Origin of the sequence: Brevundimonas subvibrioides ATCC 15264, from assembly GCF_000144605.1 — a bacterium.
In the GTDB taxonomy this organism is placed as follows: domain Bacteria; phylum Pseudomonadota; class Alphaproteobacteria; order Caulobacterales; family Caulobacteraceae; genus Brevundimonas; species Brevundimonas subvibrioides.
In genome coordinates this window covers 2,266,937-2,291,804 of record NC_014375.1, presented here as the reverse complement: position 1 = coordinate 2,291,804, position 24,868 = coordinate 2,266,937, and the positions used below count along the sequence as shown (strand labels likewise).

The following is a 24,868-nucleotide window of genomic DNA, read 5'->3' as shown; positions in this document are numbered from 1 at the left end:
GCGGCTCGGGCCGCCTGTCTCCGAACCTGTACTATCCGCGCAACCGCGGGTCGCTTCAAGCGTCCAGAGCTGACCGTACGATACCGTGCGCACGGCAGGCGGCGACATAGGTGTTGGCCAGCAGAGAGGCGATGGTCATGGGGCCCACGCCACCCGGCACGGGCGTGATCGCCCCCGCTACGTCGAGAGCCTCGGCGAAGGCGACGTCGCCGACCACGCGGGTCTTGCCTTCGGCCGCCCTGGCCGGGTCGAGGGCGGGCACGCGATTGATGCCCACGTCGATCACTGTGGCACCCGGCTTGATCCAGTCACCCCGGATCGTCTCCGGGCGACCGACCGCAGCGACGAGGATGTCGGCGGTGCGGCACAGGGCCGGCAGGTCGCGGCTGCGCGAGTGGGCGACGGTCACGGTGCAGTTCTCCGCCAGCAGCAGCTGGGCCATCGGCTTGCCCACGATGTTCGAGCGGCCCACGATCACGGCGTGGAGGCCGGAAAGGTCGCCGAGCCGATCCTTGAGCAACAGGGTCGAGCCGAGCGGGGTGCAGGGAACGAGGCCGGGGAGGCCGACCGCGAGGCGCCCGGCATTGACGACGTGGAATCCGTCTACGTCCTTGTCGGGGTCGATCGCGCCCAATACCGCAGACGAGTCGATCTGCGAGGGCAGGGGCAACTGCACCAGGATCCCGTGAATTCCCGGGTCGTCGTTCAGGGTCTGGACCAGGGCCAGGAGCTCGTCCTGGGAAGTGGTGTCCGTCAGGCGATGGGTCTCGGAACGCATGCCAGCGCGGGCCGTGGTCTCGCCCTTGTTGCGGACGTAGATCTGGCTGGCGGGATCCTCGCCGACGATGACCACGGCAAGGCCCGGGGTAATGCCGTGATCGGCGATCAGGGCGGCTGTCGCAGTCGTGATCCGGTCGACGAGGCTGGCTGCGAACGCCTTGCCGTCGATGATCATGGCGCGCGTGGCATCGTCCGCCATGACTGGCTCCTCGTGTGTCAGGAATCGACCGGTGCGCGGCGATTTACAGACGTCGCGGTTCGGCGTCTATGATCCGTACGGGCTTATCCCGGGGGAAATAAAATGCGTCGCTCTTCGTTCGCCATCACCGTCAGTGCCATCGCGCTGTTTGCCGCCGGCCACGCCCTGGCCCAGGACGCTACCCCGCTGCGTCTGGGTCAGTCCGTGTCGGGCTCCCTGACCGCCGACGACACGAAGGTCGACAACGAGGAGGTGGGGCAGTTCGTCTACGACACCTATTCCATCCGTCTGCGCGAAGGTCAGCGGGTCGAGGCGACGATGCGCGCCGAAGCCTTTGACGCCTATCTGGAAGCGTTCGAGGCCGATGCCACGGAAGCGTTCGCCATGGACGACGATGGTCTTGGCGAAGGCACCAACGCGCGCATGCGCTTCGTGGCCCCCACCAACGGTACGTACCTGATCCGGGCCCGTACGCTCGGGGGTCTGGAAGGCGGAGACTACGCCCTGCAGATCAGCGAACGCGCCGCGCCGCCCCGCGCGCCGCGCCCGACGGCCCTGCGTCTGGGTGAGGATGTCGACGGTCGTATCGCGGACACCGACCCCGTGAACGATGACGACGGGCTTTACGATGCCTACAGCTTCCGGGCTCGCGAAGGTCAACGCTACGCCATCAGCCTGAACAGCGATGATTTCGACGCGGTCGTTCGGGTCGGTTCGGCGCGCGGGGCCTTTGAGGAGATCGCGTCGAACGACGATTCGGGGTCCGGCGGCCTGAACTCCTATCTGATGTTCACGGCCCCCACCTCGGGCGACTTCATCGTCCGGGCCGCGCCCCTGGATGGCACGACCAACGGAGCCTACAGCCTCAAGGTCGATGAAGCGGGACCTGCGGCCCCGCGCACTCCGCTCGCGTTCGGAGAGACCGTCGAGGGCACCCTTGGCAGCCACAAAAATGATTTCGGCGTGACGGCCGAGACCTACACCTTCCGCGCCACGACCGGTCAGCGGATCATCGCCACGATGAGTTCGGACGACTTCGACACCTATCTCGAACTGTTTGCCGAACAGGCCCAGGACTCGGGTAGCCGTTACTCCGTCGACACGGACGACGACGGCGCGGGGGAGGGCACCAACTCGCGCCTGACCTACACCTTCTATGAGGACGGTGACTATTCGCTGGAGGCCCGCGCCTTCGGTGACGACGGTGAGGGGGCCTTTACCCTGACGCTCGAGGAGGCACCGCCTTTGCCCGAGCCTGCGCTGCTGGAAATGGGTGCCACGGTCCAGGGCGAGATCGTTGAGGGCGACCCGATCGACGACGAGAACAGGGCCTATGATGCGTACCGGTTCACCGGCGTGGGCGGTAACCGTGTGCAGGCCATAATGCGTTCGGGAGACTTCGACACCTATCTCCAGATCGGCAGCCCGGACGGTGATTTCTACGAACAGGCCAGCGACGACGACGGGCTCGGCGAGGGGACGGATTCGCGCCTGAACTACATCCTGCCGGCCGACGGCGACTACATCATCCGGGCCTTGCCTTTGTCGAGCGACTCCACGGGTCTGTATTCGCTGGAGCTGATCGACCGGGGTCCGCAGCCCCTGCCGGGCAGCATTCTTGTTGGGGCGACGGCGCGCGGCACGCTGACCGAGGATGACGCCGTGACCGACGACGGCAGCTACTACGACGCCTACAAGGTCACTCTGAAGGCTGGCGAAAAGCTGCGTCTGACGATGGTGTCGAATGCCTTCGACGCCTTCCTCGATATCGGCAAGGAAGACGAAAGCGGGGTCTTTACCTCCGTGGTCTCCGATGACGACAGCCTGTCGGACACGCACGCGAAGATCGAATGGTCGGTCGAGGAAGACGGCGACTATGTCATCCGTGCCCGCAGCTATGCCCAGGGCCAGGAGGGTGCCTACGCCCTGACGATCGCGCCGCGCGAATAGCCAGAGCCGCGACGAAGAAGCGGGCCCCGGTGCTGTCGCGCCGGGGCCCGTTTCGCTCTATGCATGAGGAATGGGCCGTCCCGACTATGACCTGATCCTCGTCGGCGGCGGGCTGGCGTCCAGCCTGATCGCCTGGCGGCTCGCCATTGACCGTCCGGATCTGCGTGTGGCCGTCATCGAGCGCGACGGGCGACTGGGCGGGAAGCACACCTGGTCCTTCTTTGACGGCGACATCTCGACCGAGGACCGCGCCTGGCTGGCCCCGGCGACGCCGCACCGCTGGTCGGGCGGGTACGAAATCTATTTCCCCGGCCTGAGCCGGTCGATGACGACTCCCTACAACAGCATGACCTCCGAGCGGCTGCACGCGGCCGTGGCACCCCTGCTGGGTGACCGGCTGATCGCGGGCGAGGCCGTGGTCGTTTCGCCCGACGCCGTGACCCTGGCCGATCAGTCGGTCATCCGCGCGCGCGGGGTGATCGACGCGCGAGGGCCCGCCCCGACGCCGCATCTGGATCTGGGCTGGCAGCTGTTCCTCGGGCGGACGGTTCGGCTGACGGAGCCTCACGGCCTGACCCGCCCGACGATCATGGACGCAACGGTGGCGCAGGGAGACGCCTACCGGTTTGTCTATCTGCTTCCCTTCGACGAGCGGACCGTCCTGATCGAGGACACCTACTACGTCGACGGCGCGCGGCTGGATCGCGAGGTGCTGAGGGGACGGATCGATGCCTACGCCCGGTCGCGAGGGTGGACCGTCGAGGCGGTCCTCGATGAGGAGGAGGGGATCCTGCCCATCGCGCTGGACGGCGACATCGACGCCTTCTGGGCCGAAGAGCCTTCGGTGGCGCGGGCGGGCCTGGCCGCGGCCCTGTTTCACCCGACGACCGGCTATTCGCTTTTGGACGCCGTCGCGACAGCGCGGCTGGTCGCGGGCGCAACGGACCTGTCTTCCGCGGGGTTGCGGACTCTGATGGAAGATCACTCCAAGCAGGTCTGGGCCGATCGCGCCTTTTATCGATTGCTGGACAGGATGCTGTTCAGGGCCGCCGAGCCGAAAGATCGCTGGAGCGTCATGCGTCGGTTCTATGGTCTGTCAGAGCCGCTGGTGCGGCGCTTCTACGCAGGACGGAGCACGACGCTGGACAAGGCGCGCATCCTGACCGGAAAACCGCCCGTGCCCATCCATCGCGCGCTGCGACAGCTGCGTGAATCCGGCGTAGGAAGACCAGCATGAGAGACGTGACATCCAAACGCGCGGTGGTGATCGGAGCCGGCTTCGGCGGCATCGCCCTCGCCATCCGGCTGCAACGGGCCGGCATCCAGACGACCCTGCTGGAGATGCGGGACAAGCCCGGCGGGCGGGCTTACGTCTGGAAGGAGCAGGGCTTCACCTTCGATGCCGGCCCGACTGTCATCACGGACCCGGATTGCCTGAAGGAACTGTTCGACGGCACAGGATCGGTCCTGAGCGACTACGTCGACCTGATGCCCGTCGATCCCTTCTACCGGCTGTGCTGGGAGGACGGGGCGTCGTTCGACTACAACGACGATCAGGAGGCGATGGAGCGCCAGATGGCGGCCTTCAATCCCGACGATGTCGAGGGCTACAACAAGTTCCACGCCTATTCGGAGGAGCTCTATCAGGAGGGCTATCTGAAGCTGGGGGCCGTGCCGTTCCAGTCGTTCGGATCGATGCTGCAGGCCGCGCCGGAACTGATCCGGCTCGAGGCCTGGAACAGCGTCCACACCATGGTGGCCCGGCACATCAAGGACCCGCACCTGCGTCAGGCCTTCAGCTTCCACACCCTGCTGGTCGGCGGTGACCCGTTCAAGACCAGCTCGGTCTACGGCCTGATCCACGCCCTGGAGCGCCGCGGCGGCGTCTGGTTTGCGCGCGGCGGGACGAGCGCCCTGATCAACGGGCTGGTGAAGTTCTTCGAGGATCTGGGCGGCGACTTCCGTCTGAACAGCCGGGTCGAACGCATCGAAACCGAGGGCGATCGCGCCACCGGGGTGACCCTGGCCGGCGGCGAAGTCATTCCCGCTGAGATGGTCGCGTCGAACGCCGACGTTGTGACCACCTACGAGAAGCTGCTGGGCCGCACGCCGCGCGGGAAGTCCAAGGCAAAGTCGCTGAAGTCGAAGCGATTCTCGATGTCGCTGTTCGTCCTGCATTTCGGCACGTCGCAGCCGCAGCCGCAGCTGGCCCACCACACGATCTGTTTCGGGGCCCGCTATCGCGAGCTGATCTCCGAGATCTTCTCCGGCCCGACCCTGCCCGACGACTTCTCGCTGTACCTCCACGCGCCGTGCGCCACCGACCCGTCGATGGCCCCCGAGGGGATGAGCAGCCACTATGTCCTGTCGCCCGTGCCCCACCTGGGCGCCGCCGACATCGACTGGGATGTGAAGGGGCCGGAATACCGCGAGAAGATCATCGACTATCTGGAGGAGCGCTACATTCCGAACCTGCGGCGCGACCTGGTGACGACGCGGATCTGGACACCAAAGGACTTCAAGACGGACCTGGACGCCCATCTGGGCTCGGCCTTCTCCCTGGAGCCGATCCTGACACAGAGTGCATGGTTCCGGCCCCACAACCGGGACGACGTCATCGACAACCTCTACATTGTCGGGGCCGGCACCCACCCGGGCGCAGGCATCCCCGGCGTGGTCGGATCAGCCAAGGCGACGGCCGGGCTGATGCTGGAACAGGGGCAGACCGTCCGGTGACCGCAGACGCCGTCCTCGCCGCCTCCAAGGCCTCGATCACCAAGGGATCCAAGAGCTTCCGCTCTGCCTCGCGGCTGTTCGACCCGGCGGTGCGAGAGGATGCCTGGCTGCTCTATGCCTGGTGTCGCGCCTGCGACGACGAGATCGACGGGCAGGACCACGGCTTTGGTCACGAGGAACTGAGCGTCGAGGAGCAGCAGCGTCGGCTGGCGCGGCTGTACGACATGACCCGACGGGCCATGACGGGCGAGCCGATGTCGGACCCGACCTTTGCCGCCTTCCAGCGCGTGGCGATCCGCCACCGGCTGCCGGAGCGGTGGGCGATGGACATGATCGACGGGTTCGCGATGGACGTGGAGCACAGGGACTACGTCACCCTGGACGACGTCATGGCCTATTGCTGGCATGTCGCCGGGGTCGTGGGCGTGATGATGGCTCGGGTCATGGGGGTCACCGACCCCGAGGTGCTGCGCCGCGCGCAGGACCTGGGGCTGGCGTTCCAGCTGACGAACATCTCTCGCGACGTGATCGAGGACGCGCAGGGCGGCCGCGTCTATCTGCCGGCCGACTGGCTGTTCGAGGCAGGCCTTGAGCCCACCGCCGAGGCCGTGGCGGACCCCGCCAACCGGCAGACCGTGCATGCCGTGACCCGGCGGCTGCTGGCGGTGGCCGAGCCCTATTACGACAGCGCACGCGACGGCCTGCGCGGCCTGCCGTTCCGGTCCTCCATGGCCATCGCAGCGGCGCGGGGCGTCTATCGCGAGATCGGCCGCAAGGTCCGGCGGGGCGGACCGGGCGTCTGGCGCAGTCGGGTGTCCGTGAGCCGGCCGATGAAGTTGTGGCTCTTTGCGCGCGGTGCCCTGATCGCCGTCTGGACCCAGACCCTGGACCGCGGAAAATCGGCGCCGCCTAGACCTGTTCTGTGGACGCGGGTCTGAGTCCTTCGCGGTGAAGCGTCGGCAACCTCCACCAAGGGGTGGCCGGCGAGCTGTGATGTTCGTGGTGCAGGCCGAAGTGGAAACAGGTCAGCAGTGACAGGATCCACGGCATCTGCAGGGTCCGGGCATTGTGCCGGTCGATGAAGTCTGCACCGTGGGCCTCATGCCGGTGCGGCAACCAGGTGCCGAACACGAACAGCTGCAGCGCGCTGACGATCGCCGGCAGACCCCAGAACAGCATCATGTTCAGCGGGCTGGCCTTCAGGACGAACAGGTAGATCCCGACCACGGCGCTGACGATCAGCAGTTCGCGCAGGCCGAAATACCGGGTGAAGAAAGCCATGAACCAGGGACCGAAGGCTTCGGGCCGGTCGGCGTGGAAGTCCGGGTCGGCGGCGCTTCCGGGCGCGCGGTGGTGCTGGTGGTGACAGACGTTCAGCGTCCGGTACGAAAACGCGGCGTAGGCCCCCACGCACAATTGGCCGATCGCGGCATTGAGGCGGGGGCGGCCCGGCGCCAGTGAGCCGTGCATCGAATCATGGGCGACGATGAACATGCCCGCGCCCAGCCAGCTCTGGGCCAGGATCAGAAGCGGAGCCAGGGCCACCGCGGGCCAGGCGAGGCTCTGGAAGAAGACGCCCCAGATGTGGAGCGTCAGCCACCCGCCAACGATCAGCAGGGCGAGGGTCAGGCCGATGGCGGTCTGGCGTCCGGGGCTCACGGCGCGATGTCGCCCAGGCGTTCGGCCCGCCGGGCCTTGAGGATCGCATTGAGCCGGTGAGGATTGGGGGCCAGGACGAAGCCGAAGGAGACGGCACCGTCGCGTGTCTGAACAGCGTGGTGCAGCTTGTGGGCCTGGACGAGGCGGCGGGCGTATCCGTTTCGGGGCATCCAGTGAAACGGCCAGCGCTGGTGCACCAGTCCGTCGTGCACGAAGGCATAGACGACGCCGTAAAGTGTGACGCCAAGCGCGATCGCCCTGATCCACCATAGCCCGGTCAGCCAGGCGAGGACGAACAGGCTGATCCCGCCCAAGGCCCCGACAACGCCGTACAGGTCATTGACCTCGAACATCTTGTCATGCGGCTCGTGATGGTCGCGGTGCCAGGCCCAGCCGATCGGGCCGTGCATCACATAACGATGGGTCAGCCAGGCGACCCCTTCCATCAGAAAGAAGACGGCCACGGTCAGGGCGGTGAACCAGAGGACGAGCATGGCGCGACTCTACGCTCTGGACCCCGATGCTGCCAGCGTGACAGATCACCTCTGTTGCGCCTATCGACGGTCGCGCCAAGCTGCGGAGCCTGTGTTGTCCGAACCGAGCATCACCGATCGAAAAGATCAGCATCTGGACGTGGTCCTGGCCGGCGGCGGGCGCCATGCGCGGGACGCGGGATTCGACGCGGTTCGGTTCGTCCATGAGGCGCTGCCCGATCTGGATCACGGCAAGATCGACTTGGGCATAGATTTTCTGGGGCGCCGATTGCAGGCTCCGCTGCTGATCAGCTCGATGACGGGCGGGCCGGCGCGGGCCGAAGCCATCAACGCCCATCTGGCCGAGGCGGCCCAGGCCCTGGGCATCGCGCTTGCCGTCGGATCCCAGCGCGCCGCGCTGGAGGGCGGAGGAGGGGGCGGGCTGAACCAGTCCCTGCGCGACCGGGCCCCCGACACGCCCATCCTGGCCAACATCGGTGCGGCGCAGCTGACCCGCGGGTTCGGGGTCGATGAGGCGCGTCGGATCATCGACATGATCGGGGCCGATGCGCTGATCGTCCATCTGAACCCCCTGCAGGAGGCCTGTCAGCCCGAGGGCGATCGCGACTGGTGGGGTGTCGGCGCGGCGCTGGAGGCCCTGATCCGCAAGCTTGGCGTGCCCGTGATCGTCAAGGAGACGGGTGCCGGAATCTCGGCGGCCACCGCGCGCCGCCTGTTCGCCATGGGCGTGGCCGGGGTCGACGTCGCGGGCGCGGGGGGGGCGAACTGGGGACTGATCGAGGGAGAGCGCGCCACCGATCAGGCCGACAAGGCCCACGCACTGGCCTTCGCGGACTGGGGCATCTCCACCGCCCGGGCCATCGAGACGGTCCGGGAGGCCTGCCCTGACAGCCTGATCATCGGTTCGGGTGGCGTGCGTGACGGCGTCGATGCCGCCAAGGCGATCCGGCTGGGTGCCGATCTCGTGGGGCAGGCCGCCGGGGTTCTGGTGGCTGCGACCCAGTCCACGGAGGCCGTCGTCGAGCATTTCCAGATCGTGATCCGCCAGCTGCGAACCAGCTGCTTCTGCACCGGGTCGTCGAACCTGGTCGAACTGAAACGGGCCGCCCTGCTGGGCGGCTAGGTCGATCCACGGTCCACGGACCCGGAGTTCGAGCCTGTGACGGTGGCTCCCGGAAGTGCGTGACAAGCGAAGGCACGGAGACGGACATGGCCGATCAAGATCGCGACGTCGTCATTCTGGGGGGTGGTCACAACGGGCTGGTGTGCGCCTTCTATCTGGCGCGCGCAGGACTGAAGGTGACGGTGCTGGAGCGGCGCGGCGTGGTCGGGGGCGCGGCGGTGACGGAGACGTTCCACCCGGGATTTCGCAACTCTACCGCCAGCTATACCGTCAGCCTGCTGAATCCGCGCGTGATCGCCGACATGGCGCTGGACCGGCACGGCCTGACGATCGTGGAACGACGCATGGCGAACTTCCTGCCCCAGGAAGACGGGCGCTATCTGGCGGCTGGCCAAGGGCGCACCCAGGCCGAGGTGGCAAAGTTCTCGAGCCGGGATGCCGACCGTCTGCCCGCCTATGAGGCCCGGCTCGAGACGGTCGCGGCGGTGCTGCGGGCCATGGTGCTGGAAACGCCTCCGAACCTCACGGATGGCGGATGGCGGGACGGCCTGCCCGAGATGCTGAAGGCGGCAGGCCTGGCGCGTCGCCTCGGCGGGCTCGACCTGACGGCACGCCGCGACGTGCTCGACCTCTTCAACAAGTCCGCCGGCGACTGGCTGGACGGCTGGTTCGAGAGCGACCCGGTCAAGGCCCTGTTCGGATTCGACAGCGTCGTGGGGAACTACGCCAGCCCCTACACGCCGGGATCGGCCTATGTGCTGCTGCATCACGTCTTCGGCGAGGTGAATGGCATCAAGGGCGCGTGGGGCCATGCGATCGGCGGCATGGGCGCGATTACCCAGGCGATGGCGGCGGCCTGCGCGGAACAGGGTGTCGAGGTCCGGCTCGATTCGCCGGTGTCGGAGGTCCTGACCGAGCGGGGCAGGGCGGTCGGCGCGGTGACCGAGGCCGGCGACGTCGTGCGGGCCCGGGCCGTGGTCTCCAACCTGCACCCGCGCCTGCTGTTCGATCGGCTGGTCGATCCGGCCGTCGTGCCGGTCGATTTCCGCGAGCGGATGGCCGGCTATCGATCGGGATCCGGGACCTTCCGGATGAACGTCGCCCTGTCCGAACTGCCCCGCTTCAGCGCTCACCCGTCTGCCGGGGATCATCACACGGCGGGAGTCATCCTTGCGCCAAGCCTGTCCTATATGGACCGTGCCCATGCGGAGGCGCGCCTGACCGGATGGTCCGGACGTCCGATCATCGAGATGCTGATTCCGTCCACGCTGGATGACAGTCTCGCGCCTGCCGGTGCCCATGTCGCCAGCCTGTTCTGCCAGCACGTTGCGCCTCAGCTTTCGGACGGCCGGTCATGGGACGACCACCGGGACACCGTCGCCGATCTGATGATCGATACGGTCGACCGGTGGGCCCCCGGCTTCAAGGCCTCGGTCCTGGGCCGACTGGCGCTGACGCCCCTGGATCTCGAGCGCCGGTTCGGGCTCGTCGGCGGCGATATCTTTCACGGTCGGCTGACGCTGGATCAGTTGTTCAGCGCGCGGCCCGTCCTGGGCCATGCGGATCACAGGATGCCCGTGCCCGGCCTGTATCTCTGCGGATCCGGCGCCCATCCGGGAGGGGGCGTGACCGGCGCGCCGGGGCACAATGCGGCGAAGGAAATCCTGAAGGATTTCAGACGGTGGCGACGCCCAGCGCCTTGAACAGGGCGGTTCGGACCGCATCCTCGGTGAAGGGTTTCTGGATCGTTGGCTGGCCGCGCCATTCCTCGGGCAGGCCGCCTTCGCCGTAGCCCGTGGAAAACACGAACGGCACGCCCTTGGCCTTAAGCGCCGCCGCCACGGGGAAGACTTCGCGGCCGGCGACGTTCACGTCCAGCAGCGCTCCATCCAGCATGGAATCGTCGGCCAGCACCTCAAGGGCCGTGTCGATGTCACCCACGGGACCGACCGGCCTGAAACCCATGTCTTCCAGCATCGTCTCCAGCAGCATGGCGACCAGGGCTTCATCCTCGACCACAAGGATGCGTCGACCACGCACGGCATCAGACATCAATATACCCCAACCTGCGGACGAATTTTTCCGCGACATATCCGGCACCTGTCTAGCGCGATATGCCCCCGGTTGCCAAATCGGCCGCGGGCCGCCCCGCGCGCACCGGCCGTCGCCGTCAAGATTGCCCCCGGGGTCAAGTTTGCTAAGGATCGCCCCATGTTCCTAGAAAGCCTGATCGCGGCCCTGATGACGACCAGCCCTTCCGTCCAGTCCGGACCCCAGATCGCCGTGGCGCAGGGGCGGATCCAGGGGACGGCGGCGGCGGGGGTCACGGCCTTCCAGAACCTTCCCTATGCCGCACCGCCGGTGGGGCCGCTGCGCTGGAAACCGCCGACCCCTCCGGCAGCCTGGACCGATGTGCGCGACGCCACCCGGCCCGGGGCCATCTGCGTCCAGGCCCCCGCGAACGGCGATCCCGGCGTGGGCCCGTTGCCGATGAGCGAAGACTGCCTGACGCTGAATGTCTGGGCCCCCGAAAACGCGGCAGGTCCGTTGCCCGTCATGCTGTGGATCCACGGCGGAGGGTACAACAACGGCTCCGGGACGGCAGGGCTGTATGACGGGTCCAATCTGGCGCGGCGCGGCGTGGTGGTGGTGACTGTCAACTATCGGCTTGGCCGACTGGGGTTCTTCGATCATCCCGCGCTGGCTGCGGAGCGGCTGCCCGACGAACCGGCGGGCAACTATGGCGTCATGGACCAGATCGCGGCGCTGGAGTGGGTGCGCGACAACATCGGTCAGTTCGGGGGTGATCCGGCCAAGGTGACGATCTTCGGCGAATCGGCCGGAGGCGTGGCCGTGACCCAGTTGATGATCGCGCCCGGCGCGCGAGGCCTGTTCCATCGCGCCGTCGTCCAGTCCGGACTGGGGCGTCAGAGATCGGCCCTGCTGGATCAGGATCGGCCCGGCCATCCCTCGGCCCAGAGTCTGGGCGTGGCCTTCGCGCGGTCGGTGCAGCTGGCCGGCGCGACGGCCGACGATCTGCGGGCCCTGCCGGCCGAGCGCACGCTGTCGCCCATGCCCGCCTTCTACACTGACAATCTGATCGTCGACGGCCGGGTGCTGACCGAGGATGTGGTCGAGGCCTTCGCCGCGGGCCATCAGGCTCCTGTGCCCCTGATCCTGGGCACCAACAGCGCAGAGTTCTGGTGGATCCGGCCGTCCGATGCCGGGGCCTATGGCCGGACCGACGATCTGATGACCGATGCCGAGTACGAGGCGCTGGTCGCGGCCTATGGCGGGCAGGGTGGCTATGACACCTCGGTCGTCAGCGACCTGATCTTCAACGAGCCCGCGCGGCACCTCGCGCGGCTGCACGCCGGGGCGGGACATTCGACCTGGCTGTACCGGTTCGACGTGGTGCCCGAATCGAACCCGGAGCCCAGCGGGGGCGCGACCCACGCCTCGGAACGCCCCTATGTGTTCGACAATCTGCACACCGTCGGCCGGCCGCTGCAGGAGCGGGACGCGCGGGCGGCGACCGACATGGCGAATTACTGGACCGACTTCGCCAAGACCGGTGATCCCAACGGGCCGGGGCGGGTGGACTGGCCCGCGATGACCGGCGACCTGTTGCTGGAATTCACCAACGACGGGCCGATCGCCAAGCCTGTGCCGCAAGCTGAACGGCTGGACCTGATCGAACAGTTCTACGATCGAATCCGTCCCTGACAGCGCATCAGGATCATCGATAGTCCCGGTATTTCAACGGCCTTTCGTCGTTGGTGTATGCCGATTGCGAGCTTGCGATGCGGCGGCCGACCGGTCGGCCGCCGCAGGCGGCAGCAAGGCGCGGCCTCAAAAAACCCGGCTATGGCGAAACTGCGGCACTTGCGGGGCTAGACCATGGTGTGGCATGTAACCGTTTACAGTAATCTATCGACGGACCTTCGATAAAGGGGGCCGGTACGATCCGGGATGGTTCAGGACACGGTGTGACAGGGCAGACTGCCTCACAATCAGCGCAGCGCGCGACGCGGGCCGGCCTTCGATGAAGGCCGCCACGATCCGTGACGTCGCGGAACGGGCCCACGTCTCCGTGGCCTCGGTGTCGCGGGTGCTGACCGGAGCCGGGGCCGTCACGGATGCCACGCGCGCCCGGGTGATGGAGGCCGTCGACGCCCTTTCATACGTCCCGCATTCGGGCGCACGCAGCCTGTCCACGAGCCGCACCGACACGGTCGGGGTGATCCTGCCGGACCTGTTCGGGGAGTTCTTTTCCGAATTGATCCGCGGCATGGACGTGGCGGCCAGGGCCCATGGCCTGCATCTGATCGTGTCCAGTTCGCACGACGACGCTGCCGATGCGTCGGCCGCCATCCGCTCCATGCGGGGCCGTGTCGATGGCCTGATCGTGCTGTCGCCGCATCTGGACTCGGCCAACCTGACCGGCAATCTGTCGGGGCGTCTGCCGGTTCTGCTGATGAACGGCGGGGAGGCGGATTCGGGTCGGCCGTCGATCGCGGTGGACAATGTGGGCGGGGCCGTCGCGGCCGTGGAACACCTGGTGGCGATGGGCTATCGCCGCATCGCGCACATCGGGGGTCCCGCCGGGAACCTGGAAGCCCGCGAGCGCCAGGCCGGATACGTGCAGGCCGTTCTGGCGGCCGGCCTCGAGCCCGCCGTCCACAACGGCGATTTCACCCAGGCGTCCGGACATGTGGCCATGACGGCCCTGCTGCGGGGCCGGGACCGCCCTGACGCCCTGTTCGCCGCCAACGACATGATGGCGATCGGCGCGCTGCTCGCGCTTCAGGAAGCCGGTCTGCGCTGCCCCGACGATATCGCCGTCGTCGGCTTCGACGATGTGCCCATCGCCGCGCTCGTGCGGCCCGGCCTGACGACGCTGCATATCGATATCGCCGAGACCGGACGCCACGCCATGGAGCGGCTGGTGCGTCTGATCGCGGCCACCAGTCTCCCCGACGCCGTCCCCGACACGACCCGCGAAACCATCCATCCGCGCCTTGTCATCCGCCAGTCCTGCGGAAGTCCCCAGTTTTCAACCCTAGACGGCGGCGCATCCGCGCCGGCCCGCCTCGTCTCTAACGGAGAGTGAGAATGATCAGCACGACCCTTCGCAACCGCGCCCTGTGCGCCGCCTCGGCCCTGGCCATGGCGACCCTGCTGTCCGCCGGCACGGCATCCGCCCAGGCCACGACGTCCACCGTCCGCGGGGTCGTCTCCGACGGCCAGACGCGGGAATCGGGCGGAACGGTCGTCGCCCGGGAGCAGTCCACGGGCTTCACCTATCGCGGTCGCGTCAACGCGGACGGCAGCTATGTGATCGTCGGCATTCGCCCCGGCTCCTATGAGATCACCGCCACCACCACCGATGGTCAGACGGCCTCGGACGTCGTGACCCTGGGCGTCGCCCAGACGGGCAATCTCGATCTGGACGTGGGCGGGCAGGTTTCCGCCGATGCCGGCGAAGGCACCGCGGTCGGCGATATCGTCGTCACCGGCCGCCGTCTGGCCGAGGTCCGCACGCCGGAGAACGCCACCAACGTCACGACGCAGCAGATCCAGACCCTGCCGCAGATCAACCGCAACTTCCTGAACTTCGCGGCCCTGGCTCCCGGCGTGCGCGTGTCGCAGAACGAAACTGAGGTCACGATCACGGCCGGTGGGCAGCGCGCCGAGTCGATCAATGCCTTCATCGACGGTGCCAGCCTGAAGTCCAACGTCATCGGCGGCGGCATCGCCGGCCAGGACGATAGCCGCGGCAACCCGTTCCCGCAGGCCGCCATCGGCGAGTTCCGGATCATCACCCAGAACTTCAAGGCAGAGTACGAGCAGGCCTCGTCGGCGATCATCACGGCCGTGACGCGGTCGGGCACGAACGAGTTCCACGGCGAAATCTTCGGCCAGTACCGCGACCAGAGCTTCATCTCGCGCGACGTCTTCACCCGCCGGGCCCAGCGGGAACTGCCCGAGCTGGAAGTCCAGCAGTACGGCGCGGCTCTGGGTGGTCCGATCATCCAGGATCGTCTGCACTTCTTCGGCAGCTACGAGCACAAGCAGGAAAACCGCGCCGCTGCGGTGAACCTCGGTCGGCAGACCCCGGCCTATCTGACGCAGTTCGCCCAATACATCGGCACCTTCGCGACGCCGTTCGAGGAAGACCTGTATTTCGGCAAGCTGAGCTTCCAGCCGGCTGACGGCCATCTGATCGACCTGAGCGTGACGTACCGCGACGAGGCCGACACGACCAGCGTGGGTGGTGCCAACTCGTTCGAACGCGCGTCCGGCCTGCAGCAGACCACCCAGAGCGCGAACCTGCGCTATCAGTGGCAGGGCAATGGCTTCGTCAACGAAGCGGCGGTCGACTACCGCAACTACGAATACAATCCGACGGCGTCGAACTTCAACACAGCCGGTGCCAGCTACCGGGTGTTCGATGCCGCCTATGATCCCTTCGGTGGCGTCTCCGTCATCAACATCGGCGGTTCGGGAAGCCGTCAGCAGATCACCGACGAAACCCTGACGTTCCGGAACGACCTGACCTTCACCGACTTCGAGTTCAGGGGCTCGCACACAATCAAGCTTGGTGTGAAGTTCTCGGCACAGAACTACGTCGTCGACAAGGAATTCGGTCGTAACCCCGAGTTCTTCTATGACCTGAACCCCAACAACGCGACCAACGCCAGCGGCAACCCTGCGATCCCGTATCGGGTCCAGCTGGGCAACCGTTTCCCGACCGTCGATCTGGATAACAATGTCTTCGGCATCTACGCCCAGGACGACTGGCAGATCACGGACAAGCTGGAGCTGAACATCGGCATCCGTTGGGACTACGAGGACAATGCCAACAACGTCGAATACGTGACGCCGGCGGACATGCGCACTGGTCTCAACCAGTGGATCGCGTCCACGGACGGCGGCAAGGCGGCGGGCTATGTGCCCAGCTGGTTCAACGCCAACGACTACTTCTCGACCGGCAGCAACCGCGAAGCCTTCAAGGACGCCTATCAGCCGCGGATCGGCTTCTCGTATGACGTCTTCGGCGATCGCGAGACGGTGATCTTCGGTGGCGCGGGCCGCTACTACGACCGCGTCAACTTCAACTTCGCCTTCGACGAAGTGGCCAAGGGCGGCGACTTCACGCGCAATGCCTTCTTCTCGACGACGGGCCGTCCGGCCGGCGTCGCGTCGGGCGCTTCGAACGATCCGATCCTGTGGCAAGCGAGCTATTTCACCGCCGCCGGTCTGGATCCCGTCCTGAACGCCATTCCGGCCAAGGGTGAAGCCTTCCTGCTGAAGAATGACTTCGAGCCGCCGCGGACCGATCAGTTCAATCTGGGCCTGCGTCAGCGCTTCGGCGACTGGCAGACCGAGTTCACGCTCGCGTACGGCAAGACCGAGAACGAGTTCACCTGGCAGTACCTGAACCGCTGCCGTGAGCCCAACGCGCCGAACGATGGCGACGGGTTCGGCGATAACGGCGGGTTCTGCTCGCCGGGCGGAAGCAATCCCTACCGGACCTATCTGGTCAGCGACCACAGCAAGGAGCGGGAGTTCACCGCCCTCTATGTGAAGCTCGACAAGAACTACACGCCTGAGTCCGGCTGGGGCCTGAACATCGCCTACACGCTGCAGGACGCGACGCAGAACGGCGGCGACGACAACTTCTGCTTCGACTGCTTCAGCGTCGAAAGCTCGCCGATGCGCAACTCGCCCCAGAACGAGCGTCATCGGATCGTCGCCAACGGCATCGTCGACCTGCCGTATGACTTCCAGCTGTCCGGCATCCTGACCCTGGGGTCGGGCACGCCGTTCAACGTGTTCGACGGGACGGGCTCGCGGTTCTACTACCGTCCGTCCAGCGCCTACCCGGACAAGGAAAACTTCCTGATCCCGAACGCGTTCGCCTATCGCAACCTGGATCTGCGCCTGACGAAGACGATCGAGGTCTATGAGGCGGGTGAAGTCCAGCTGTTCGTCGATGCCATCAACGTCTTCAACTTCGACAACTACAGCGGCTTCGATGGCGGCACGGGTTCGGCGGCCTCGCCCAATCCGCGTTTCGGCAACCCGTCCACGGTCCTGTTCCCGACCCGGACGATCCAGCTGGGCGCTCGCTTCAGCTTCTAAGGTCTTCTCCTGAGACTGGCCGCCCCCCGTTCGCGAGGGGCGGCCATTTTTTCATCGCCTGAATGATCCAGGGTGCTGTTACCGCGTATGAGGATATCCATGGATCGACGCAGATTTCTGATGGCTTCGACCGTCGCCGGGGTGGTGGCGGCCGCCGCATCACCCGCCTTTGCCCAGGCGCGCCAGCGCCAGGACCGCTCCGCCCGGATCAACCCCCTGGACCCCGAGGTCGCAGAGCTTCAGCGCCGGACCTTCGACTGGTTCGTTCACGTGACCGACCGTTCGACGGGCATGACGCCGGATCGCTGGCCGACCGAATCCTTCTGTTCGATCGCCGCCGTCGGCTTCGCCCTGACCTGCTGGCCTATCGGCGTCGAACGCGGCTGGATGACGCGGGCCGAGGCGCGTGAGCGGACCCTGATCACGCTGCGCTACTTCGCAGCCCTGCCGCAGGGGCCCGAGGCGACGGGCGTCGCGGGCTACAAGGGCTTCTTCTATCACTTCATCGACATGAAGACGGGGCACCGGTTCGGCACAACCGAACTATCGACCGTCGATACGGCCCTGCTTCTGGGCGGGATGCTGGTGTCGAGCCGCTTCTTCGACGGCCGGCATGCCGACGAGGTCGAAATCCGGGACATCGCGAGGGGACTCTATGAACGGGTCGAATGGGACTGGGCCGTGGTCCGGCCGAACCGGATCTCGATGGGCTGGCACCCCGAGACCGGGGCGATCCCGCATGACTGGTTCATCTACAACGAAGGTACGCTGCTGCTGCTGATGGCGATCGGTAGCCCGACCCATCCGGTCCCCGCGGCCGTCTGGGACGAGTGGGCCTCGGCCTATGAAACCAGTCTCGCCGAACAGGGGGGCGAGCCCTACCTGCAATTCGCCCCGCTGTTCGGGCATCAGTACAGCCACATGTTCGTGGATTTCCGTGGCATCCAGGACGCCTGGATGCGCGGAAAATCCGCCATGACGGGCCGGCCGATCGACTATTTCGAGAACAGCCGCCGCGCGGTCCAGGCCCAGCGCCAGTATGCCGTCGACAATCCCGGCGGCTGGGACGGCTATTCCGCCGAGGTGTGGGGTCTGACGGCCTGCGACGGGCCGGGCGACTTCAAACAGGTCATCGATGCGCGCGAGCGCGAGTTCTTCAGCTATTCGGCACGCGGCCCGGGTGAGCGGGATGACGGCACGATCGCGCCGACGGCCGCCATGGCCAGCTATCCGTTCGCCCCGACCGAGGTGACCGCCTGCCTGAAGGCCATGAAGGCGCGCTATGGCGAGGCCATCTACACACAGTGGGGGTTCCTGGATTCGTTCAATCCGACCCTGACCGAGCGGGAAGGGCGTCTGCAGCATGGGCGGATCATCCCCGACATCGGCTGGGTCGACGGCGACTATCTGGGTATCGACCAGGGACCGATCGTCGCCATGATCGAGAACGGGCGATCCGGTCTGATATGGCGCCTGATGCACGGCGAGCCGAACCTGCTGCGCGGCCTGCAGCGGGCCGGATTCACCGGCGGATGGCTGGACGCATGATCGACCGCCGCGCCGCGCTGGGACTGCTGGGCGGAGCGGGAGCCGCACTGTCGGGGTGCGGCCGGTCGGACGGCGTGACGCGACTGACCTTCTGGGCCATGGGCGCGGAGGGGACGAGCGTCCAGACGATGATGCCGGCGTTCGAGGCGGCCAATCCGGGCATCAAGGTCGAGGTGCAGCCTCTGCCCTGGACCTCGGCGCACCAGAAGCTGCTGACCGCCTATGCGGGCAATTCGATGCCGGACCTCAGCCAGATCGGCAACACCTGGGTCGCGGAGCTGTCGGCCATCGGGGCCCTGTCGCCGACGCCGGCCTTCGCCGCCGACCTGTCGCAGGACCAGTTTCCGGCGGTGCTGGAAACCAATGCCATCGACGGCCGCAGCGTGGCCACGCCTTGGTACGTCGACACCCGGCTGTTCTTCTATCGCACCGACCTGCTCGCCCGGGCGGGCTATGACGCCATGCCCACGACGTGGGAGACGTGGAAGGCCTCGATGCATGCGGTCAAGCGCGCGGCCGGGTCTGGAAACTATGCGATCCTGTTGCCTGTCAACGAGTTCGAGCAGCTTCTGACGTTCGGGCTTCAGGGCGACGAGGCCCTGTTGCGGGACGACGCTACGCGCGGCAACTTCTCCAGCCCGTCGTTCCAGGCGGCGCTGGGCTTCTACAAGAGCCTGTTCGACGAAGGCCTGGCCCCGCTGGCGTCCTCGACGCAGATCTCCAACGTCTGGACCGAGTTCGCACGCGGCTATTTCAGCTTCTACTTTTCGGGCCCCTGGACCATCGGCGACATGAAGAGCCGCCTGCCGCCCGAGATTCAGCCGCACTGGACGACGGCGGGCGTGCCCGGCCCGACCGGCCCTGGCGCCTCGGCCCCCGGCGGGTCGTCGCTGGCCGTGTTCCGGTCGTCGCCGAACCAGGAGGCGGCCTGGAAGCTGGTGCGGTTCCTGTCCGACCCCAAGACCCAGGCCGAGTTCAACGTCCTCACCGGCGACCTGCCCGCGCGGCCGTCCGCCTGGGCCGCGCCGAGGGTCGCCGACGACCCGTATGTCGCCGCGTTCAAGGGCCAGCTCGCGCGCGCCAAGGCCGTGCCCAAGGTGCCGGAGTGGGAGCGGATCGTCACCGAAATGCAGATTGTGGCCGAGCGGATGGTCCGGGGTGAGTTCACCGTCGCGGCCGCGGGGGCCGAGATCGACCGCCGCGCCGACCGCCTGCTGGAAAAGCGGCGCTGGATGATCGAACAGGGGCGGGCCGCATGAGCGCCGGCCGCATCAGCCGTCGCGAGCGCGCGGCCTGGGGCTTCGTCGCGCCGTCCCTGATCGCCATCGCGGTCTTCTTCGTTGTGCCCGTCCTGTCGGCCATGCTGCTGAGCCTGACCGATTTCGACATCTATGCACTGGCCGACCTCGGGAACCTTCGCTTCGTCGGTCTGCAGAACTACGAGCGGCTGCTGACCAACCCCCTGTTCTGGGGCGCGATGAAGAACACCGTGGTGTTCAGCGTGCTGGGGGTGCCTCTGGCGATCGGCATGTCGCTGGGCGCGGCGGTGATCCTGAATGCCCGGACCGTGAAATGGCGGCCCTTCTGGCGGGTGGTGTTCTTCGCGCCGTTCGTCACCACCCTGGTCGCCACGGCGGTGCTCTGGAACTATCTGCTGCACACCAAATACGGCGTCATCAACTGGGCGATCACCTCGCTGGGCCTGCCCGCCGTCGACTGGCTGGGGGATCCGCGGACCTCGATCCCGGCCATCCTGCTGTTCGTGGTCTGGAAGATCTTCGGCTACAACATGCTGATCTTCCTGGCGGTGCTCCAGACCGTGCCGGACGACCTGTATGAGGCCGCGCGGATCGACGGGGCGGGGCCCTGGGCGCGGTTCGTGAACGTGACGCTGCCGGCCATCGCGCCGACGCTTTTGCTGGTCTCCATCATCTCGGTCGCCGGCTTCTTCCAGCTGTTCGCCGAGCCCTATGTGATGACGCAGGGCGGACCGGCCCAGTCTACCGTGACGGTGCTCTACTTCATGTACGAAGAGGGCTTCAAATGGTGGAACCTGGGGTCGGCCTCGGCCGTCGCTTTCATCCTGTTCATGTGCATCTTCGCCGTGACCATGATCCAGCTGGCCGTGTCGCGCCGTCTGGGCGGAGAGCACACATGAAGGCTCGCGACATCGCCCTGAACGTAGGCGTGGCCATCATCGGCCTGCTGGTCCTGTTCCCGCTGCTGTGGATGCTGTCGGTCAGCTTCATGTCGACGGGGGAGGCGGCCAACTTCCCGCCGCCCCTGATCCCCAACCGCTGGACGCTGGATCACTACCGCGACCTGTTCGTGAACCAGGGCATGGGTCGCTACATGGTCAACAGCCTGGCGTTGGCGACCATGGCGACCGGGCTGGCGCTGCTGTTCACGGTCCCGGCGGGATACGCCTTCGCCAAGCTGAGGTTCGCGGGCCGGGACCGGCTGTTTCAACTGTTGATCGGTGCCCTGGTGATCCCGGCGCAGATCGGAACCCTGCCGCTGTTCCTGATGCTGAAGTCGATGGGGCTGGTGAACACCTATGCCGGGGCGCTGGTGCCGTGGCTGGCCTCGATCTTCGGCCTGTTCCTGATCCGGCAGTATGCGCTGTCGATCCCGGACGAGATGCTGGAGGCCGCGCGGATCGACGGGGCGTCCGAGAGCCAGATCTTCCGCCGCATCGTCCTGCCGACCCTGACCCCGATTCTTGTGACGCTGGGCCTGTTCGTCTTCCTCGGCAGCTGGAATGATTTCCTGTGGCCGCTGATCATCCTGACCGACCAGTCGAACTATACGCTGCCCGTCGCCCTGGCCGCCCTGTCGCGCGAGCACGTCCAGGATGTCGAGCTGATGATGGCGGGGGCGGTCATCACCGTGGCCCCGGTGCTGATCCTGTTCCTGGCGCTTCAGCGATTCTACATCCGGGGAATGCTGGCCGGGAGTGTTAAGGGTTGAGTATGCGTGTGTTGTTCGGTCTGGTCGTCGCCCTGGTGTGTTCCGTGCCTGCGCAGGCGCAGTCGTCGCGTGCGCTGGACAGCTTCGAGGACATCACGGCCTGGAGTGCCGACGCCTCGACCGACGTCACCTCGACCCTGTCTTCGGTGCCCGGCCATCGCGGTGACGCCCTGAGGCTGGACTACGACTTCAACGGCCGGTCCGGGTACGCCTTCGCCGCGCGCGACCTGTCGTTCGAGGTGCCCGAAAACTACGAGATCAGCTTCTGGGTCCGGGGCGCCGGGCCGACCAACACCTTCGAAGTGAAGTTCACCGATGCGTCCGGCGAGAACGTCCACTGGCGCCAGACGACCCGCTACGCCTTCCCCGACGGCTGGGCCCTGTTCACGATCAAGAAGCGGCAGGTCGCCTGGGCCTGGGGACCCAAGCCGGATCGCACGTTCCGAGGGGCGGAACGGGTCGAATTCGTGGTCACGGCCGGGGAGGGCGGCAGGGGCTTCATCGAGATCGACGATCTGTCGCTGCGCACCCTCTCGCCCGAGCCCTCGGTCCCGCCACGTCCGCTGGTCGAGGCGAGCAGCGCGGCGGGGAATGCCGTCGCGGCGCTCAGTGTAGACGACGATCCTTTGACGGCCTGGGTCAGCGCGGACGGCGGCGAGCAGGCCCTGACGCTGGACCTCGGCTACGAGCGCGAGTTCGGGGGGCTGACGCTGCGCTGGGCCAACGGCCAGGCCGCGTCACGCTATCGGGTGATGGCCTCGTCCGACCGGCGGCAGTGGCGCGAGATCGCGCGGGTCACGGACGGCGACGGGGGCACCGACTGGCTGATGACGACAGAAGCCAGCGCACGCTGGCTGCGGCTGGACCTGCAGCAGCCGCTGCGGCCCCGCGACGGATCGGGCCAGATGGGCGCGGGACTGGGGACCAGCGGCCCTGCGCAGTCCGTCTACGGATTGACGGACCTGCGGGTCGAGCCGCTGGCCTTCGGCAAGGACGCAACGGCCTTCCTGACGGCCGTCGCCGGGCAGTCGCGGCGCGGCCACTATCCCCGGGGGTTCGTCGGCGAGCAGCCCTACTGGACGCTGGTCGGGGTGGACGGGGGTGGCGAGAGCGGCCTCATCTCCGAGGACGGGGCCATCGAGTTGAAGCGCGGCGGACCGTCGATCGAGCCGTTCGTGCTGGACAACGGCCGGCTGGTCGGCTGGGCGGACGTGCAGATCGGGCAGGCCCTGATCGAGGACGATCTGCCGATCCCGGCGGTGACCTGGATCCACGACGACTGGACGCTGAAGGTCACGGCGATGGCGGAGGGAGCACCCGACGCGGCATCGCTCTATGGCCGGTATGACCTGACCAATACCTCGAGCCGGGCGCGCACCCTGACGCTGGCGCTGGCGGCGCGACCGATGCAGGTCAACGGACCTGTTCAGTTCCTGGCGGTCCCGGGTGGGGCCAGTCCTCTTGAGCAGATCCAGTGGACGGGGGCCGAGCTGGTCCTGAACGACGCCCTGCGGGTCCGGCCCCTGGTGGCGCCGGACGACGTGCGCCTGTCGACCTTCCAGGCCGGCGCCGATCCCCAGAGCCTGATCGCCGACGGCACGGACGCCGATGTGTCGCGCCGGGTCCAGTCCGACGCCACGGGCCTGATGGCTGGGTCCCTGACCTATACGGTAACCCTGGCCCCCGGCGAGACGCGGACTTTCGGATGGGTCGCCGCGCTGGCTGGCCAGCGTCCGGCCCTGCCGGCGACCGGCTCGGTCGAGGCGGCGATGGACACGGTGGCGGCGCGGGTCGCCGCGGGCTGGCGCGAGAAGCTGGACCGGTTCGACCTGATCCTGCCGCCTGAGGGCCAGCGGATCGAGGATACGATGAAGACCTCCCTCGCGCACATGCTGATGTCGCGCCAGGGTCCGACCCTGCAGCCCGGGACCCGCAGCTACAACCGATCCTGGATCCGCGACGGCGCGATGATGGCTGAAGGGCTGAACCGGCTGGGCCATGCGGACCTAAGCCAGGACTATCTGCGCTGGTACGCCCCCTATGTGTTCGACAACGGCAAGGTGCCGTGCTGCGTCGACAGCCGGGGGGCCGATCCGGTGCCCGAGAACGACAGCCACGGCGAGTTCATCTTCCTGGCGGCCGAGACCTATCGCTACACCGGCGACGTGACGCAGCTGAGGTCGGTCTGGCCCCAGGTCCAGGCCGCGATCGCCTATATGGACAGCCTGCGCGCCGAAACGCGGGTCGAGGCGAACCGGACGCCGGAGACGCGCCACCTGTTCGGCCTGCTGCCCCCCTCCATCAGCCACGAGGGCTATTCGGACCGGGCGGCCTGGTCCTATTGGGACGACTTCTGGGGGCTGCTGGGGTACCGGGACGCGGCCTTCATCGCCACGACGCTGGGCGAGACCGAGGCGGCGGCGCGGATCGAGGCGGCGCGGGCGGAATTCGCGGCCGACGTGACGGCCTCCATCACCGGCACGGCCATCCATCACCGGATCGACTGGATCGCGGGGGCGGCGGACCGCGGCGATTTCGACGCAACCTCCACGACCATCGGCCTGTCGCCGGGCGGGCTGCAGGCCGAGCTGCCCCAGGGTCTGCTGATCCGCACCTTCGAGAAATATTGGGAGAACTTCACCGCCCGCGCCGCCAACCGGACCGACTGGAAAGACTACACACCGTACGAGCTGCGCAATGTCGGGGCGCTGGTGCGGCTGGGCCAGCGGGAGCGGGCGATGACGGCGCTGGACTTCTTCTTCGCCGATCGACGGCCCGTGGCCTGGAACGGCTGGGCCGAGGTGGTGGGGCGTGACCTGCGCGAGCCGCGCTTCATCGGCGACATGCCCCATGCCTGGATCAGCTCCGACTACATCCGCTCGGCGCTCGACATGTTCGTCTACGAGCGCGACGCGGACGATGCCCTGGTGCTGGCGGCGGGCCTGCCCATGACCTGGATCGCAAGCGCGACCGGCGTGGGGGTTCGCGAGGTCCGCACGCCCTATGGCCCGCTGACCTACGGGCTGAGGCGGACGGGGGCGACGACGGTCCTGACGCTGGACGGCCGGACCCAGCCACCGGGCGGCTTTGTCCTGCCGTGGCCCGAGGGCGAGGCACTGCCCACGCGGGTGCGGATCGACGGGCGAGGGGCCGAATGGACCGGTCGCGACCTTCTGATCCCGGCCGGCGCGCGGCGGATCGAACTGCGCTGAGGCTTTGCGCCACGCCTTGCTTGGATAAGGGGTGACGTCGGGCTAGATC

Annotated in this window: 18 protein-coding genes; 14 read left to right on the top strand and 4 right to left on the bottom strand. The window is 67.3% G+C overall.

Features of this window, described 5'->3' with window-relative positions; all coding sequences use genetic code 11:
- Positions 1 to 55: 55 nt before the first annotated feature.
- Entirely contained in the window at positions 56 to 979 is a 924-nt protein-coding gene (locus BRESU_RS11330; protein ID WP_013269693.1) for a bifunctional methylenetetrahydrofolate dehydrogenase/methenyltetrahydrofolate cyclohydrolase, read from the bottom strand.
- Positions 980 to 1,081: 102 nt separating this feature from the next.
- Here BRESU_RS11330 and BRESU_RS11325 point away from each other — a divergent pair, with 102 nt between their 5' ends.
- The 4 genes from BRESU_RS11325 to BRESU_RS11310 all read left to right on the top strand — a co-directional run bounded on the left by BRESU_RS11325 (position 1,082) and on the right by BRESU_RS11310 (position 6,603).
- Positions 1,082 to 2,929 carry a hypothetical protein gene (locus tag BRESU_RS11325; RefSeq protein WP_013269692.1) on the top strand — a complete coding sequence of 616 codons (1,848 nt, stop codon included), beginning with the start codon at positions 1,082 to 1,084 and terminating at the stop codon, positions 2,927 to 2,929.
- 70 nt (positions 2,930 to 2,999) lie between these two features.
- Positions 3,000 to 4,166, top strand: a complete 1,167-nt coding sequence (gene crtY, locus BRESU_RS11320; protein ID WP_013269691.1) for a lycopene beta-cyclase CrtY — start codon at positions 3,000 to 3,002, stop codon at positions 4,164 to 4,166.
- Positions 4,163 to 5,665 (top strand): phytoene desaturase, encoded by a 1,503-nt coding sequence (locus BRESU_RS11315; protein ID WP_013269690.1) that lies wholly within the window; start codon positions 4,163 to 4,165, stop codon positions 5,663 to 5,665. The genes crtY and BRESU_RS11315 overlap by 4 nt, the downstream gene beginning before the upstream one ends.
- On the top strand, positions 5,662 to 6,603 hold the full coding sequence (locus BRESU_RS11310; protein WP_013269689.1) for a phytoene/squalene synthase family protein: 942 nt from the start codon (positions 5,662 to 5,664) through the stop codon (positions 6,601 to 6,603). Before BRESU_RS11315 ends, BRESU_RS11310 begins: the two co-directional genes overlap by 4 nt.
- Here BRESU_RS11310 and BRESU_RS11305 read toward each other — a convergent pair.
- Positions 6,575 to 7,324, bottom strand: a complete 750-nt coding sequence (locus BRESU_RS11305) for a fatty acid desaturase (protein WP_013269688.1) — start codon at positions 7,322 to 7,324, stop codon at positions 6,575 to 6,577. The two genes, BRESU_RS11310 and BRESU_RS11305, sit on opposite strands and share 29 nt — an antisense overlap.
- A complete protein-coding gene (locus tag BRESU_RS11300) occupies positions 7,321 to 7,818 on the bottom strand; it encodes a sterol desaturase family protein (RefSeq protein ID WP_013269687.1) in 498 nt (165 codons plus the stop codon). The genes BRESU_RS11305 and BRESU_RS11300 overlap by 4 nt, the downstream gene beginning before the upstream one ends.
- Positions 7,819 to 7,912: 94 nt before the next feature.
- Here BRESU_RS11300 and fni point away from each other — a divergent pair, with 94 nt between their 5' ends.
- Entirely contained in the window at positions 7,913 to 8,941 is a 1,029-nt protein-coding gene (gene fni / locus BRESU_RS11295; RefSeq protein WP_013269686.1) for a type 2 isopentenyl-diphosphate Delta-isomerase, read from the top strand.
- A gap of 86 nt (positions 8,942 to 9,027) precedes the next feature.
- The gene (locus BRESU_RS11290; protein ID WP_013269685.1) at positions 9,028 to 10,644 is read left to right on the top strand and encodes a phytoene desaturase family protein; all 1,617 of its coding nucleotides are present in this window, start codon (positions 9,028 to 9,030) and stop codon (positions 10,642 to 10,644) included.
- Here the strand turns inward: BRESU_RS11290 and BRESU_RS11285 are convergent.
- On the bottom strand, positions 10,616 to 10,993 hold the full coding sequence (locus tag BRESU_RS11285; RefSeq protein ID WP_013269684.1) for a response regulator: 378 nt from the start codon (positions 10,991 to 10,993) through the stop codon (positions 10,616 to 10,618). The genes BRESU_RS11290 and BRESU_RS11285 overlap by 29 nt on opposite strands.
- Positions 10,994 to 11,152: 159 nt before the next feature.
- On the opposite strand from BRESU_RS11285, the gene BRESU_RS11280 reads away from it, so the two are divergent.
- From BRESU_RS11280 to BRESU_RS11245, 8 genes are all read left to right on the top strand, one after another.
- Entirely contained in the window at positions 11,153 to 12,667 is a 1,515-nt protein-coding gene (locus BRESU_RS11280) for a carboxylesterase/lipase family protein (protein ID WP_013269683.1), read from the top strand.
- Positions 12,668 to 12,986: 319 nt separating this feature from the next.
- A complete protein-coding gene (locus tag BRESU_RS11275) occupies positions 12,987 to 14,054 on the top strand; it encodes a LacI family DNA-binding transcriptional regulator (protein ID WP_013269682.1) in 1,068 nt (355 codons plus the stop codon).
- Between the two features lie 2 nt (positions 14,055 to 14,056).
- Complete coding sequence (locus BRESU_RS11270; RefSeq protein ID WP_013269681.1) at positions 14,057 to 17,089, top strand: TonB-dependent receptor; 3,033 nt, start codon at positions 14,057 to 14,059, stop codon at positions 17,087 to 17,089.
- A gap of 99 nt (positions 17,090 to 17,188) precedes the next feature.
- A complete protein-coding gene (locus BRESU_RS11265; protein ID WP_013269680.1) occupies positions 17,189 to 18,637 on the top strand; it encodes a glucoamylase family protein in 1,449 nt (482 codons plus the stop codon).
- On the top strand, positions 18,634 to 19,896 hold the full coding sequence (locus BRESU_RS11260; protein WP_013269679.1) for a sugar ABC transporter substrate-binding protein: 1,263 nt from the start codon (positions 18,634 to 18,636) through the stop codon (positions 19,894 to 19,896). Before BRESU_RS11265 ends, BRESU_RS11260 begins: the two co-directional genes overlap by 4 nt.
- Entirely contained in the window at positions 19,893 to 20,795 is a 903-nt protein-coding gene (locus BRESU_RS11255; RefSeq protein WP_013269678.1) for a carbohydrate ABC transporter permease, read from the top strand. The genes BRESU_RS11260 and BRESU_RS11255 overlap by 4 nt, the downstream gene beginning before the upstream one ends.
- A complete protein-coding gene (locus BRESU_RS11250) occupies positions 20,792 to 21,607 on the top strand; it encodes a carbohydrate ABC transporter permease (protein WP_013269677.1) in 816 nt (271 codons plus the stop codon). Before BRESU_RS11255 ends, BRESU_RS11250 begins: the two co-directional genes overlap by 4 nt.
- 2 nt (positions 21,608 to 21,609) lie before the next feature.
- The gene (locus BRESU_RS11245; protein WP_013269676.1) at positions 21,610 to 24,819 is read left to right on the top strand and encodes a discoidin domain-containing protein; all 3,210 of its coding nucleotides are present in this window, start codon (positions 21,610 to 21,612) and stop codon (positions 24,817 to 24,819) included.
- The last annotated feature ends 49 nt before the right edge of the window (positions 24,820 to 24,868 follow it).

Bases quoted from the DNA above. Each gene is read 5' to 3' on its own strand.
- BRESU_RS11270 (WP_013269681.1), top strand. From the start codon at position 14,057: ATGATCAGCACGACCCTTCGCAACCGCGCCCTGTGCGCCGCCTCGGCC.
- BRESU_RS11330 (WP_013269693.1), bottom strand. From the start codon at position 979: ATGGCGGACGATGCCACGCGCGCCATGATCATCGACGGCAAGGCGTTC.
- BRESU_RS11280 (WP_013269683.1), top strand. From the start codon at position 11,153: ATGTTCCTAGAAAGCCTGATCGCGGCCCTGATGACGACCAGCCCTTCC.
- BRESU_RS11275 (WP_013269682.1), top strand. From the start codon at position 12,987: ATGAAGGCCGCCACGATCCGTGACGTCGCGGAACGGGCCCACGTCTCC.
- BRESU_RS11290 (WP_013269685.1), top strand. From the start codon at position 9,028: ATGGCCGATCAAGATCGCGACGTCGTCATTCTGGGGGGTGGTCACAAC.
- crtY (WP_013269691.1), top strand. From the start codon at position 3,000: ATGGGCCGTCCCGACTATGACCTGATCCTCGTCGGCGGCGGGCTGGCG.
- BRESU_RS11250 (WP_013269677.1), top strand. From the start codon at position 20,792: ATGAAGGCTCGCGACATCGCCCTGAACGTAGGCGTGGCCATCATCGGC.
- BRESU_RS11255 (WP_013269678.1), top strand. From the start codon at position 19,893: ATGAGCGCCGGCCGCATCAGCCGTCGCGAGCGCGCGGCCTGGGGCTTC.
- BRESU_RS11285 (WP_013269684.1), bottom strand. From the start codon at position 10,993: ATGTCTGATGCCGTGCGTGGTCGACGCATCCTTGTGGTCGAGGATGAA.
- BRESU_RS11325 (WP_013269692.1), top strand. From the start codon at position 1,082: ATGCGTCGCTCTTCGTTCGCCATCACCGTCAGTGCCATCGCGCTGTTT.
- BRESU_RS11315 (WP_013269690.1), top strand. From the start codon at position 4,163: ATGAGAGACGTGACATCCAAACGCGCGGTGGTGATCGGAGCCGGCTTC.
- BRESU_RS11265 (WP_013269680.1), top strand. From the start codon at position 17,189: ATGGATCGACGCAGATTTCTGATGGCTTCGACCGTCGCCGGGGTGGTG.
- BRESU_RS11300 (WP_013269687.1), bottom strand. From the start codon at position 7,818: ATGCTCGTCCTCTGGTTCACCGCCCTGACCGTGGCCGTCTTCTTTCTG.
- BRESU_RS11245 (WP_013269676.1), top strand. From the start codon at position 21,610: ATGCGTGTGTTGTTCGGTCTGGTCGTCGCCCTGGTGTGTTCCGTGCCT.
- BRESU_RS11260 (WP_013269679.1), top strand. From the start codon at position 18,634: ATGATCGACCGCCGCGCCGCGCTGGGACTGCTGGGCGGAGCGGGAGCC.